The organism is Blautia sp. HCP3S3_B11 (assembly GCF_052064435.1).
Lineage (GTDB): Bacteria > Bacillota > Clostridia > Lachnospirales > Lachnospiraceae > Blautia_A.
This window is the reverse complement of the sequence record NZ_JBQHVP010000002.1, coordinates 135,935-150,674: the sequence shown is the minus strand read 5'-3', so window position 1 is coordinate 150,674 and position 14,740 is coordinate 135,935. Positions and strand designations below refer to the sequence as shown.

The window sequence follows — 14,740 nt, the reverse complement described above, 5'->3', positions numbered from 1 at the left end:
ACTATTCAGCAGTTTACTAACTGTGAAGATACTGAACAGTTACGAAATAGAAATACGAGGAGGAATGAAAATGGAACAATACAACGTAACCGGGATGAGTTGTGCAGCCTGCAGCAGCAGAGTTGAGAAGGCTGTATCCAAGATTCCGGGTGTGACATCCTGTTCTGTCAGCCTGCTGACAAATTCCATGGGAGTGGAAGGAACTGCCAGCTCAGGCGAGATCATCAAGGCAGTACAGGATGCAGGATACGGCGCATCACTAAAAGGAGCTTCCGGAGCACAGATATCCGCATCAGCAGCGGAAGAAGCACTGGAAGATCATGAAACCCCAATATTAAAGAGAAGATTGATCGCATCAGCAGGTTTCCTGCTTGTGCTGATGTATTTTTCAATGGGACATATGATGTGGGACTGGCCGCTTCCGGCATGGTTTAATGATAATCATGTCGCAATGGGACTGGTACAGCTCTTACTTGCAGGAATCGTAATGGTTATCAACCAGAAATTCTTTATCAGTGGATTTAAGAGCCTTTGGCATCGCGCTCCAAATATGGATACACTGGTAGCACTCGGTTCAATGGCTTCTTTTGTGTGGAGTGTTTATGCACTCTTTGCCATGACAAGGGCACAGGTAGACGGAGATTCTGCGGCAGTTATGAACTATATGATGGAGTTCTATTTTGAGTCTGCTGCCATGATTCTTACTCTGATCACAGTTGGAAAAATGTTGGAGGCCCGTTCGAAAGGCAAGACAACAGATGCACTCAAGGGTCTTATGAAACTGGCGTCTAAGGCAGCAGTAGTTGTGCGTGACGGCCAGGAATCTACAGTACCGATTGAGCAGGTGCGCAAAGGTGATATCTTTGTAGTCCGCCCGGGAGAGAATATTCCGGTGGATGGTGTGATCCTGGAAGGAAACAGTGCAGTAAACGAGGCGGCACTTACCGGCGAGAGCATTCCGGTAGATAAGAATCCGGGAGATGCGGTTTCTGCCGCAACGGTAAACCAGTCAGGATTTATCAGATGTGAGGCAACCCGTGTAGGAGAAGATACTACACTTTCACAGATTATTAAGATGGTCAGTGATGCGGCAGCCACCAAAGCACCAATCGCAAAGATTGCTGACCGCGTTTCAGGAGTTTTTGTTCCGGCAGTTATCAGTATTGCTATTATCACAACGATTATCTGGCTGCTTGTGGGCAGACCATTTGGTTTCGCTCTGGCAAGAGGCATTTCTGTTCTTGTTATCAGTTGTCCATGTGCACTTGGACTTGCCACACCGGTTGCTATCATGGTTGGAAATGGAATGGGTGCAAAGAACGGAATTCTGTTTAAAACAGCAGTTTCTCTGGAAGAAGCAGGAAAGATACAGATTGTTGCGTTAGATAAGACAGGAACGATCACAAAAGGTGAACCTCAGGTGACAGATCTGGTTCCGGCAGACGGAATTTCGGAAGAAAAACTTCTTACCTATGCGTATGCACTGGAGAAGAAGAGTGAGCATCCTCTTGCCAAAGCGATTCTTGCAAAGGCAGAGGAAAGACAGATCGCAGCCAGAGAAGTTTCTGATTTTCAGGCACTTCCGGGAAATGGACTTCGTGCGGTATTAGATAATGAAGTTCTGACGGGCGGCAGCATGAAATATATCAGCAATCAGATATCCATTGCACCGGAACTGATATTACAGGCTGAAAAGCTGGCAGGAGAAGGAAAAACCCCACTGCTTTTCACAAAAAACAATAAGCTGATCGGTATGATCGCAGTAGCTGATGTTATGAAAGAGGATAGTCCTCAGGCAGTAAAAGAGTTACAGAATATGGGAATCCGTGTTGTCATGCTTACGGGTGACAATGAGCGTACTGCAAAGGCAATCGGAGCACAGGCAGGTGTTGATGAAGTAATTGCAGGTGTACTTCCGGATGGCAAAGAGAGTGTAATCCGTTCTCTGAAAGAACAGGGACGTGTTGCTATGGTAGGAGATGGTATCAATGATGCCCCGGCACTTACCAGAGCAGATATCGGAATTGCGATTGGAGCAGGTACAGATGTTGCAATTGACGCAGCAGATGTGGTACTGATGAAGAGCCGGCTCAGTGATGTTCCGGCAGCGATTCGTTTAAGTCGTGCAACACTTAAGAATATCCATGAAAATCTTTTCTGGGCATTTTTCTACAATGTGATCGGTATTCCGCTTGCGGCAGGTGTATGGATTCCTATCTTCGGATGGACACTTAATCCTATGTTTGGTGCGGCGGCAATGAGCCTTTCCAGTTTTTGTGTAGTTACAAATGCACTCAGATTAAATCTGTTTAAAGTACATGACGCATCGAAAGATAAGAAGATTAAGCAGAATGAATTACGAGCTTCTCATATTGCAGACAATACAGGAAATCATACAACAGGCAATGCATCTTCTAATATGGCTGACAATAATATAAACAATAATGAAATTCATGATCATAAAGATCAGGAAAATAAAAAAGAAAACAAGGAGAATAAAGGTATGACAACAATCACAGTAAATGTAACAGGAATGATGTGTGGACACTGCGAGGCACATGTAAACAAGGCAGTGAAAGAAGCATTTTGTGTAGAAGACGTAGTTTCTTCCCACGAAAAAGGAACAACAGTGATCCATGCACCGGAGAAACTGGATGAGGATAAAATTCGCGAAGTAATCAAAGAAGCTGGTTATGAAGTAACCGGTATTACGCAGGAATAAGCTTCCGGCTAAATCAGATAATCCAGTCAGATATTTCAACCATAGCATGGAGAAGAAATAGAGATTATGCCATTAGTCAATCGGATATTCACAATCCGCTTCCGCTACGTGGCTCTACACCGAATAACTGCTTCGCAGTTTGTCAGGAGGGGCTTGTACCCCCCTCCTGATACAAGCAAGTCCCCACCCACTGCTTATTGCTCTTCGCAATTGAAGCAGTGGGTGGGGACTTGCTTGATTCGGTTAAATCAGGCAGATATATGAACTATCTGGTAGAGAACAGAGAAATCATCAGTCAGATTGATTACTTTACAGATGGCAGACCATCTATTAAGTATACGAAGCACTGAAAAGTATAAGATGAAAATGTTGCTGATTTGGAAGTAAAAGTGTGATAAACTGTAAAAAACAAAAGTTGGAGGTTCATTATGTTAGTATGTGATTATATTGTAGAATCAATTGATGGAGATTATGCGCATCTGCGCAGGACAGATGTTCTTGATGAGGAATTAAAACTTGTTGCGAGAGCGCTTCTTCCTTTTGATATTGTAGAGGGAAGTAAATTACACTATGAAATGATGCAGTATACGATAATCGATTAATTAAGTTAGAAAAATTCACTGTTCCGATTGTAAAAAATAAGCAGTGACAGAGATATGAGCAAAGTATAGTATTCTATGTTTTGATTACAGGATTTGTTAAGAAAAATGTACAAAGGAGAGGCTATGGAAAATCAGAACCAGACACCACACAAAAGACGGGTGCGCTATAAAGGAAAATATCCAAAGAAATTTGAAGAAAAATACAAGGAATTGCAGCCGGAGAAATATAAAAATACTATTGAGCATGTGATTCAGAAAGGAAATACTCCTGCCGGAATGCATATTTCCATTATGGTTAAGGAAATCATAGACTTTCTGAATATTCAGCCCGGAGAGATCGGATTTGATGCTACATTAGGTTATGGCGGTCATACCAAAGCGATGCTTAAATGTCTGAATGGCAAGGGACATATTTATGCTACAGATGTAGACCCGGAGGAATCTGATAAAACAAAGAAACGTCTTGCAGATCAGGGATTCGGAGAAGATCTTCTCACGGTGAAGCTTCAGAATTTCTGTACGATCGATGAAATTGCAAAGGAAGTGGGAGGATTTGATTTCATTCTTGCAGACCTTGGCGTTTCATCCATGCAGATTGATAATCCGAAAAGAGGATTTTCATTTAAAGTCGATGGACCATTGGATCTTCGTTTGAATCAGGAGGCTGGTATCAGTGCAGCAGAACGCCTGGACACCATTACCAGAGATGAGCTGGCAGGAATGCTCTATGAGAATTCTGACGAGCCATACTGTGAAGAGCTTGCCAAAGCTATAACTGATGAAATCCGTAAAGGAAACCGTATTGATACAACCGCAAAACTGCGTCAGGTAATTGAAAAAACTCTGGATTTTCTTCCGGAAAAAGAGAAGAAAGATACGATTAAGAAAACTTGTCAGAGAACCTTCCAGGCGCTCCGTATCGACGTGAACCGCGAGTTTGAAGTATTGTATGAATTTATGGAGAAACTGCCGGATGCACTGCGCCCAGGCGGACGTGTAGCTATCCTTACATTCCATTCCGGAGAGGATAAACTTGTAAAGAAAGCTCTCAAAGAAGGATACAAAGCAGGAATTTACTCTGATTATGCAAAAGATGTGATCCGTCCATCTGCTCAGGAATGTGCACAGAATGGAAGAGCCCGCTCTACTAAAATGCGCTGGGCTGTGAAAAACAAATAGCAGAGTATGTTTGTGATTCAATACTTTACAATTATAGTAAACAAAGCTTGCTTTTAATCCATAAATGCTCTATATTAAATTATTGAGCAAGATGCTTATATACATATCTGTATGGATATCCGGGATAAAGCACAATATCCGGAACTGAAACCTTTTGATATCGTTATCAATAATGCGGGTGTGCAGAATGAAGAAGATATTGATGTGAATTTAAGGGGAACGATTGGAATCACTGAGAAATATGGAATACATCCAAATATTCGTGCAGTACTCATGATTGGATCAGCCAGTGGTCATAATGGCTCTGAATTTCCGGAATATGTAGCGAGCAAAGGCGGAGTCCTTTCCTATACAAAAAATGCGGCGCTTCGTATTGCAAAATATGGTGCAACATGTAATAGTCTTGACTTTGGAGGTGTTTTGACTGAGTTAAACAAGCCGGTTATGGAAGATAAAGTTCTATGGAATGAAACTATGGAGCAGACACCGTTAAAGAGATGGATGACAGTGGAGGAGACTGCAGACTGGGCATATTTTATGACTGTTACAAATCGCTTCTGTACCGGACAAAATATTTTGATAGATGGTCTCGAGGCTGGAAACGCACATTTTGTATGGCCTGAAAAGTTAATAAGGAATGATACAGAACTGGTTCTGTATATTACAGAGATAATAAAATATAAAAGAAACGGATACCCTGGTAGAAACATCAGGGTATTCTTGTTTCCGGGAATAGGATATCATTGTGACAAGCCTCTTTTGTATTATGGAAAGAAACTGGCAATTATGCACGAATATACAGATTGTATCAGTCTGTCATATTCCTATGACGGAAAGAACATTCGTGGAAATAGCAGAAATCAGTAAGGCAACTCAGAAGATAAAGAAAAAATATTATTGTTGTACTGCATGATGAGTAAGTGGTATAATAATACAAGTTTATATTGCAGAAAAAAATTGTTGTTCGTGAGAGGCTGAGAATAATGATCGAGTGGAAACAAATGACGATGCAGGAAGCAGAGAATAAAATGGAAGTGCTTCGGGAGATTTTTGATGTAGTCCGTCTCCTGAAAGGAAGTGATCTGCAGACTGACGGAATGAAAAATAAGCTTGCAGGCGGAAAAAATCTTTGCCAGTGTTATGCTTTCTGGAATAAAGATAAAAGATGTGAGAATTGTATTTCCATTAAAGCGCTGAATGAAAAGAAACAAACATCCAAAATCGAATTTCTTGATTCTGATATGTATCAGGTATTTGCAAGGTATCTGGAGATTGACAGTGAGCCTTATGTAATGGAAATGCTGAAAAAGCTGGACGAAAACACACTGACGGATGAGGAAGGATATGAAAAACTGACGGAAAAGCTGACTGTATATAGTGAAAAGCTGTATAAGGATGTGCTGACAGGGGCGTATAACCGCAGATATTTTGAGGAAAAAGTCAAAAATATGTCTTTGAATGCCGGAGTTGCAGTTATCGATCTGGATGATTTTAAATTGTTCAATGACACTTATGGTCATGATGGAGGAGACCTGGTACTGACAACCGTAGTGAATGTAATTCGTCATTATATCCGTCGTACGGATATTCTGGTGCGCTATGGAGGAGATGAATTTCTGTTGATCTTGCCTGGAATTGAGAAGGAAGTTTTTTCACAGAAGCTTCGTATGATCCAGGAGAAGATCCATGCGACGCATATTCCGGGTTTTAATCGTCTGAAGCTTTCAGTGAGCATTGGTGGAGTTATGTTTACCCATGGTAGATTGGAGGAAGCAATCACCAAAGCAGACAGACTTATGTATATGGCCAAGGGACATAAAAATATAGTAGTGACTCGGTGGAATCAGAAGAAAAATACAGATGAGACGGAAAAAAGAAACCTGCCCAAGCTTCTGGTCGTTGATGATTCTGAAATGAACCGCGAGATACTTAAGGAAATTCTGGGAAAGGAATACCGGATCCTGGAAGCCTGTGACGGGGAAGAGGCTCTGAAGATGCTGGAGCAGCATGGAACTGAAATCTCATTGGTCCTGTTGGATATTATTATGCCCAAAATGGATGGATTTGAAGTACTCGCCTATATGAACAGAGATAAATGGATCGAGGATATACCGGTGATCATGATTTCCAGTGAAGAATCAGAGAGTTATATCCGTCGTGCCTATGAACTGGGGGCTTCGGATTATATAAGCAGACCATTTGATACCAAGGTGGTATATCAGCGGGTTATCAATATGATCAAGCTTTATGCCAAGCAAAGGCGTCTGATCCATCTGGTAACAGATCAGATTTATGAAAAAGAGAAAAATAACCGTATGATGACCGGGATTCTCAGTCAGATTGTAGAGTTCCGAAATGGTGAAAGCGGGCTTCATGTGCTGCATATTAATATTCTGACGCAGCTTTTGCTGGAGAGACTGATGCGAAAATCAGAAAATTACGATTTTTCCTGGTCTCAACAGCATATGATTGCCACAGCTTCCGCACTTCATGATATCGGTAAGATTGGAATTGATGAAAAAATTCTGAATAAAACCGGAAAGCTTACAAAGGAAGAATTTGAAGCTATGAAACAGCACACGATCATAGGTGCCCGGATGCTTGACAGTCTGGAAATGTATCATGATGAAGAGATGATGAAATATGCCTATGAAATATGCCGCTGGCATCATGAACGTTATGATGGAAAAGGATATCCGGATGGCCTGAAGGGAGAAGAAATCCCTATATCTGCCCAGGTGGTCTCACTGGCAGATGTGTATGATGCCCTGGTAAGTGACCGGGTATATAAGAAAGCATATTCTCATGAAAAGGCAATGGAGATGATCCTGAATGGAGAATGCGGAATATTTAATCCTCTTCTTTTGGAATGTCTGGTGGAAGTTCAGGATAAAGTACGCAAGGAACTTGGTATTAAAGGTGTGAATGAATGCCTGGAATATCTGGAAGAGAGAAACTGATAAAAAATCCCCTGAAGACCCGCAGGAAGACAGGTCATAGACTGGAAAGCACCCAGTCTATAGCTTTTTTATGCCATTCCTCCCGTTGACATCCCATCTGCCATTTGCTACACTAAAATTACATATAACGGCATAATTGGCAAGGGAACGGAGAATATGAAGAAGAGAAAAGTTATAGTTTTAATTCCGGTACACAGATGGAGTATTTTAAGCCGATGCTTGAGGATAAATCGCTGACAATGTGCCAGGATGTTACCCCTAATACTTCGGAAGCAAAAGAAATGATGTATGCGATCACCTGGAATGAAGACGGGACGAAGATGATCCAGGTGGGGATTGAGCCCAAGAGACTTCTCAATGAGATAAAACAGAATAACATTTCTAATGTAGTAGCGGGAATGCCGGTATATAAAGACATGGAAATTGTTGTCGCAGATGTGGATACACAGGTTATCGAGGGAGCTACAGATGGTAGTAAAACAGGTAAAAAGCTTGAAGATATAGGGATATCATCGGATTCATCGGATCGTGTCAGTAGTGATAGCACAGCTGCAAAACATATCAAAGTGGACGGAAAACCTTGCAGATACGTGATGCGGCAGGATGATAAATATATTGTTATTGTAACAGTAGAGGACTCATTTTATTTGCAAGGCGGTATTATTGCTATTTTCATAGTAGGTACATATCTGGTATTGGCATCCTGCTGTATAACATATATGTTTTCGAAAGTCATAAAAGAAAGATTAGAGAAAGAAAAACTGATATACACGTCAAATACAGATGAGCTTACCAGATGTTTTAACAGGCGCGCATATGAAAATGATATAAAAGAACTTAGGCTTAGCGATGAGTGGGTATACATTTCTGTAGATCTGAATGGATTAAAACGGGCAAATGATTCTTATGGCCATGCGGCAGGAGATGAACTTATATGCGCAGCGGCAGATTGCATGAGAGACAGCTTTCATAAGTATGGGAAGGTATATAGAATCGGTGGAGATGAGTTTGCTGTTATCATTACAGAGAATACAGATCAGTTTCACGATGTTCTGCGTAGCTTCGATTTCAATGTGGCAAACTGGCATGGTGAGTTTGTTGATTCAATGACTGTCTCATACGGATGGGTTTTCAGCACAGAGAGAAATTGGGATAGTGTATATGAAATTTCAAAAGTTGCGGATGCGAGGATGTATGAGAGCAAAGAACGCTATTATAATGAAAGCGGTTCAGATAAAAGATAGGCAGGTAGCGAAAAGTTACTTGATTTTGCTGCCAAAACTTATACAATACTTATATAATAATATAATAAGACTTTTTTTGATAAACCACGACATGTTTGGAGGCGCACCCCATGTCGTGGCTTTCTGTTTTTTATAAAAACTGTAAATGAGTACATTCAAAAACTGCACGATCGAATCTGCTATATTTAAACATAAAAAGACTTAAACAAATGTATTTTCACACCACTCCCTTTTCCACCTGACCATGTAAATTTCACACTGTTATCAGCATTAAGGGAAACAACACATTGTCCATCAGAACCCAGAGTTCCTGCCCAGTTTGCAGTATCACTCTCACCTACAGTGTGGGAAATCCCGGCGATAGTTATAGTTTTTGCGGACTGCCAGTCATTTATTTTCTGTTTCAGCTGAACTGTTTGCGTCGCAGTTTGGGGATCTTCGCCATCCGGATTTATAGCTGCCATCATTTCATCATACGCAGCGCGAACATTTGCCAGATCCGTTGATTCGCGGCTTTGTTCCACATATTTTGTGTAAGAAGGCACCAGAAGTCCGATAAGAATCGCCAGGATTGCAATCACAACTACAAGTTCAATCAGGGTAAAACCTTTATCTTTTCTTTGCATATATTATACCTGTAAATAATAGTTATGCCAGGAGTAAAATATACACTACTTTACCCCTTAAGCTTTTTTAGCATGATAGCACAGAATCTGTTACTGTGCAATATTTGCAGAAAAAATATTTCTTTACAGATACAAGGCAATCGTATGGATCATTTTTTCCACATCCAGCGGTTTGGCCAGATGTGCGTTCATACCACAGTCCAGTGCATGGCGGACATCTTCTGCAAAAGCATTGGCGGTCAGTGCAATGATGGGAATGGAAGAAGCATCCGTCCGGTCAAGCTTCCGGATCTGGCGTGTGGCTTCGTATCCATTCATCAGAGGCATCATAATATCCATAAGTATCACATCAAATGTCCCCTCAGGGTGACGGGAGAAAAGTTTTACAGCTTCCCTTCCATTGGATACTGCAGTTACTACAGCCCCTTCTTCTTCAAGGAGTACCTGTGCCACCTCTCTGTTTATTTCATTATCCTCTGCCAGCAGGATTTTTATGCCCTGAATGGAGTTTCGCTCAGATTCTGTCTCAGAAGAGATATCCCTTTCTTCTGCCTCTTCAAAAGGCAGAGTGATCACAAAAGTACTTCCGATACCTGGAGTACTGGTAATTTCAATGCTACCACCCATCTGCTCAAATAATGCTTTGGCAATGCTCATACCCAGTCCGGTGCCATGATATACACTTCGAGCATCTACGTTCTCCTGAGTAAACGGTTCAAAGATCTTCTCCAGATATTCTCTGCTGATGCCGATTCCCGTATCAGAGATCGTCCATCTGAAGACCAGTTTATGATCATGGGAAGAGAGAGCATCAACCTCCGTATGGATTGCCCCATTCTCTCTGTTGTATTTGATACAGTTACTGTAAATATTCATCATGGCACGGCGGAGGTGCAGAGGGCTTCCATATACAAAAGGATGTTCGTATATCTCCGGTGCGATATGAACGGTGAAATCAATGCCGTTTTTCTGTGCCTGCATATCGATCAGCATCTGTGTCTCTTTTTCATATCTGATCAGATCAAAAGGTTCATGGTTGAGTACAAGTCCGCCCTCCTCGATCTTGGACATATCCAGCACATCATTGATAAGAGAGAGCAGATGACTGGCTGAAATGAATGCTTTTTCACGATTTTTTTTAAGAAATTCGATATCATTTTCATGTTTTTTATCAATTTCCAGCAGACCAATGATCCCATTCAGTGGTGTACGCATATCGTGGGACATACGGGAAAGAAAATTGGATTTCTCTGCATTGGCGCGTTCGGCAGTGTCAAGAGCTTCTTTAAGGAGCTTCTGGTGTCTGATCTCTGATTCCACCACATCGTCCACATTCAGAAATCCCAGAACAATGATGCCGGAGTCTTCGTTTTTGATAAAGCGGAACTGATAGTAATGGATACCATCCCTGTCATTTATCCGGTAATTTCCCTTGTATTCGGACTGACCGGACAAAACACCCATTACATTGCCCAGTTCCAGTGATTCTTCCAGCATTGTACGGTCATCCGGATGTACACGCTGCCGGATATAGTCTGAGAGGAAAAGATCATAGGGATATGTATCGTTGTGTTTTTTGTCCTGATCAGGGATATCGTGGTTTTCCTGCTTGATCACGGAGAGAGTTTTTTCTATGGGGTTGATCAGGTATACGTTCAGGTAATTGCTGCTTAGTGTCTGGACAATACTTACCTGTGTCTCATAGGCCTCCTGTGTTCTGGTGACATCCTCACCGTAAAGGATTGCTTCCAGATGGTTGTTGGAAGGATTGAGCAGCAGTCTTGCCACATATTTGGAAATCCTGGCTATATTGTCATCGTAGAGACAGCGGGAAACCCTGGTGACTTCCACCTGACCGTCCTCATAGCTTTTCATCAGGGAACTGCGGCAAAATGCGTTGATGAAATCATTTCTGTCCTTTAATACCGGTATGAAAACAGAAGTCTCTGCGATAAAATGGTCAATGGAAGCGTCAGCATCCATCTTATAGGCCAGGGCAGAGGTGCCTCCGATCTTCAGAATCTTATCATCTGTAAGGTCGAGATGAAAGTAGCCGGCAGCATGGGTAATGGATGCCAGGAGAGAGTGGAGCTGATTTTCATAAATCTTGCGTGCTGTCACATCATTGTCTTCACAGGCCACTGCAATCACAAAATCCCGATAGTCATCGGCATTTCCGTTTCTGGCAATGAGCAGATAATAGTAATGGACAGTATCTGTGACAAGCCTGAAATGGAATTTGAAAGAGGCTTCCTGAGAGAGTCTTTCCAGCAGGGTTTCATAATTCAGGTGTCTGGACACATAGGAACGCTCATCCGGATGAATGTATTTCTGGATGAGAAAATCAAATGACAGCTTATAGTCTGAATTATCTTTAATATCGAGATCCGCAAAAGCATCAGTAAATCTGGAACGATATACGGAGATTTTCCCGGTTTCCCGGTTTACGCCATAAACAGACATGTAGTCAGAAGCAAGCAGGTTGATGGCACCCAGCAGACGGAGAGAGTTCTCGCCTGTGGGAATGGACTTTGACAGGCTTTCTCCTTCAGCTACTGTGCTGAATACAAGTGCATGTCCTCTGCTGCCGTCGGGCTGTACAGTCTCTACTGCATCAACTGTCTCATAAATATGACGAATCGGATCCAGGTAAGTCTTTGGCCCCTGTATCCCCAGTGCTACAGGGCAGGGTGGGCATGGGGAATCAAGCCCCATAAGTGCCTTATAGCATTTTACTCCCAGCTGGAGATGGGGGTACAGTTGTTTGGCAGTGTCGTTATAGCTTAGGATATTATAGTCTTTGTCTATGCTGTAATATCCGGATGAGTGTGTGTTCATAATTTTGTACTCCTGGTGTTTAGTGCTTTAAAGTATACTCTTTTTACCAAAAAATAGCAATGATAATGGACGAATTTGTAAAGTTTGTACAATAAGCCTGGGGCTGGACAATCTATTTTCCAGCAATGCTGATTTCTCCGGTATTGCAGACCAAAATGTAAATGTGGATACGATACTGCAGAAAACAAAACTGGAGCTGGATGAAAACGGCACGAAGGCAGCAGCAGTGACGGCAGTTACCATGGAATGTATGTCTGCTGCGGTGGAAAATGAACCGATTATCAAAATCGTGGAACTTACCCGCCCATTTGCATTTCTGATCTATGACAGAAGCAATGATGAAATCCTGTTCATTGGAAAAGTAACATCTATCTCCTGATATAATCAAGTAAGCCCACTGCTTATTGCTTTTCGCAATTGAAACAGTGGACTTACTTGATGCAGTCTATGTCAAGATCAATCCAGAGTTCAGATCCTGTGACATTCACTTCAATACCGCTTCCGTTCCAGAAAAGGGGAAGGGGATTCTGCATCTCATCAGTTCTCCCGTAAATATGATAATAAGGAATTTCTTTTATGGAATAAGTTTTTAAGTTTTCATTTGGGGTCATCATATCCAGTAATCCTGCCTTTCATAATAAATCAGTCCAGATAAGAAGGGATTGAACAATTACAATATTCTTAACTATATTGTATCAATTTTTTGAACACATCCGCCCGGATGATACGCAGCTTAGATTCATGCTATAGTTATCAGTTTAGATATTGTTCCGTGAATAATTCAGGTTATATTTATAGTATATGTCAATTATATGATTGACGTATTTCCTAAACAAAAGTATACTGATGCTTATCAGAAGGACAGGGGTAGCAAGTATGGGATATACGACAATTACATTTATGATATTTATGCTGCTGGTAACAGCAGCATATTATATGTTTCCTGCAAAAAAATATCAATGGACCGTATTACTGGTTGCCAGTTATATTTTTTATTTATGGGCAAGCTGGAAATATGCTGCTTTTCTTTTATTTACTACATTTACAGTTTATTTTGCATCACTTATTATGTATAAAAACAGCAAAACAGCGAAAGAAACGATAGTTCTTCATAGCGGAGAATGGGATCGGGAACAGAAAAAGCAGTACAAAGAGGAAATGAAAAGGAAGAGAAGAAAAGTTCTGATCATGGTACTTGTGCTGAATTTTGGAATACTTATATTCTTAAAATATTTTAATCTGTTTGCCGGAGGAATGAACAGTTTTATTGAAAAATCAGGAATGACTGGTTCGATTCCAATATTGCATCTGGCATTGCCGTTAGGGATTTCTTTTTATACCTTTCAGTCTGCCGGATATTTGATCGATGTTTACAGAGAAAAAATTGAACCAGAAAGAAATCCGGCAAAATATGCATTGTTTGTATCATTTTTTCCGCAGATCATTCAGGGCCCGATCAGTTTTTATGATCAGCTGGCGCATCAGCTTTATGCAGAACGAAAATTTTCTTATAAAAATCTAAAACATGGTGCACTTTTGATGCTTTGGGGATATTTCAAAAAAATGGTGATCGCAGACCGGGCAGTCAGCCTGATCCAAATGGCTGCACCAGATTATATGCAGTATAATGGAACTGTTATTTTTATAACAGTTCTGGTCTATGCATTACAATTATATGCGGATTTTTCAGGTGGAATCGATATATCCAGAGGATTTGCAGAAATCCTGGGGATTGAAATGGCTGAGAACTTCTGCAGACCATATTTTGCAGTAAGTATTAACGATTATTGGAGACGTTGGCATATTACATTAGGCGCATGGATGAAGAATTATGTGTTTTATTCTCTTGCAATGTCAAAACGTTTTTTTAAAATGGGTAAAAACCTGAAACAAAAATATGGTGATCATGCAATCGGAGCTCATATTGCAAAAGTGCTTCCGGCAGGAATTGCTTCTTTTATCACTTTCTTACTTGTGGGAATCTGGCATGGGGCAAATATGAAATATGTTGCCTTTGGTGTTTGGAATGGCAGCGTGATCCTGTTATCTGTTTTGATGCAGCCATTATTTAATAAAGCAATTGCCGGTCTGCATATTCAGACTCAAAAAACGTCATGGCGTATTTTTCAAATATTACGGACATTTCTGATCGTACTGATAGGATATATGTTTGACATAGGCAATAATTTTTCTGCTGCAATAGATATGCTGGGACGTTGTGTTATGGATTTCAGTTTTGATATAACTCAGATCATAGAGCAGATTACGTCGTGCGGTATGACATTGTATGATTATATGCTGCTTATATTTATGACTGTTTTGATCTTTTATGTCAGTCTGATACAGGAACGTCATTCTGACACAACAATACGGAAACTTTTGGAGGAGAAATATCCAAAATTTCAGTGGATCGTATTATTTGCAGGGCTTCTCAGCATTGCCATATTTGGAATGTACGGACCTGGATGCAGTACAGCAGAATTTGTGTATATGCAGTTCTAGAGCGTGTTTGAAAAATGCCTTTAGGTAATAAGACAGATAGGACATATGATGAAAAAAAGAATTTTAA

11 protein-coding genes are annotated in these 14,740 nt (G+C 41.0%); 8 read left to right on the top strand and 3 right to left on the bottom strand.

Translation table 11 applies throughout. The annotated features are described in order from the left end of the window. The first annotated feature begins 70 nt into the window (after positions 1 to 70). From ACTNC0_RS02220 to ACTNC0_RS02195, 6 genes are all read left to right on the top strand, one after another. Entirely contained in the window at positions 71 to 2,722 is a 2,652-nt protein-coding gene (locus ACTNC0_RS02220) for a heavy metal translocating P-type ATPase (protein ID WP_441086189.1), read from the top strand. Positions 2,723 to 3,150: 428 nt separating this feature from the next. Further along, complete coding sequence (locus ACTNC0_RS02215; RefSeq protein ID WP_441086188.1) at positions 3,151 to 3,324, top strand: chorismate--pyruvate lyase; 174 nt, start codon at positions 3,151 to 3,153, stop codon at positions 3,322 to 3,324. Positions 3,325 to 3,447: 123 nt separating this feature from the next. Continuing rightward, positions 3,448 to 4,503 (top strand): 16S rRNA (cytosine(1402)-N(4))-methyltransferase RsmH, encoded by a 1,056-nt coding sequence (gene rsmH / locus ACTNC0_RS02210; RefSeq protein WP_441086187.1) that lies wholly within the window; start codon positions 3,448 to 3,450, stop codon positions 4,501 to 4,503. 111 nt (positions 4,504 to 4,614) lie between these two features. Continuing rightward, positions 4,615 to 5,370: an SDR family NAD(P)-dependent oxidoreductase gene (locus ACTNC0_RS02205; RefSeq protein WP_441086186.1), complete on the top strand. Its 756-nt coding sequence runs from the start codon at positions 4,615 to 4,617 to the stop codon at positions 5,368 to 5,370. A gap of 116 nt (positions 5,371 to 5,486) precedes the next feature. After that, positions 5,487 to 7,463, top strand: a complete 1,977-nt coding sequence (locus ACTNC0_RS02200) for a diguanylate cyclase (RefSeq protein ID WP_441086185.1) — start codon at positions 5,487 to 5,489, stop codon at positions 7,461 to 7,463. Positions 7,464 to 7,678: 215 nt separating this feature from the next. Further along, positions 7,679 to 8,707, top strand: coding sequence for a GGDEF domain-containing protein (locus tag ACTNC0_RS02195; RefSeq protein WP_441086184.1), 1,029 nt, complete (start codon positions 7,679 to 7,681; stop codon positions 8,705 to 8,707). Positions 8,708 to 8,892: 185 nt separating this feature from the next. On the opposite strand, the gene ACTNC0_RS02190 is transcribed toward ACTNC0_RS02195, so the two are convergent. After that, entirely contained in the window at positions 8,893 to 9,333 is a 441-nt protein-coding gene (locus tag ACTNC0_RS02190) for a type II secretion system protein (RefSeq protein ID WP_441086183.1), read from the bottom strand. 123 nt (positions 9,334 to 9,456) lie between these two features. Continuing rightward, positions 9,457 to 12,171: a response regulator gene (locus tag ACTNC0_RS02185; protein WP_441086182.1), complete on the bottom strand. Its 2,715-nt coding sequence runs from the start codon at positions 12,169 to 12,171 to the stop codon at positions 9,457 to 9,459. Between the two features lie 34 nt (positions 12,172 to 12,205). On the opposite strand from ACTNC0_RS02185, the gene ACTNC0_RS02180 reads away from it, so the two are divergent. Beyond that, complete coding sequence (locus ACTNC0_RS02180; protein WP_441086271.1) at positions 12,206 to 12,550, top strand: serpin family protein; 345 nt, start codon at positions 12,206 to 12,208, stop codon at positions 12,548 to 12,550. A 52-nt stretch (positions 12,551 to 12,602) separates the two neighbouring features. Here the strand turns inward: ACTNC0_RS02180 and ACTNC0_RS02175 are convergent, their stop codons facing one another. Continuing rightward, a complete protein-coding gene (locus tag ACTNC0_RS02175; RefSeq protein WP_441086181.1) occupies positions 12,603 to 12,785 on the bottom strand; it encodes a hypothetical protein in 183 nt (60 codons plus the stop codon). A 262-nt stretch (positions 12,786 to 13,047) separates the two neighbouring features. Between ACTNC0_RS02175 and ACTNC0_RS02170 the strand changes: the two genes are divergently transcribed. After that, the gene (locus ACTNC0_RS02170; protein ID WP_441086180.1) at positions 13,048 to 14,673 is read left to right on the top strand and encodes an MBOAT family O-acyltransferase; all 1,626 of its coding nucleotides are present in this window, start codon (positions 13,048 to 13,050) and stop codon (positions 14,671 to 14,673) included. The last annotated feature ends 67 nt before the right edge of the window (positions 14,674 to 14,740 follow it).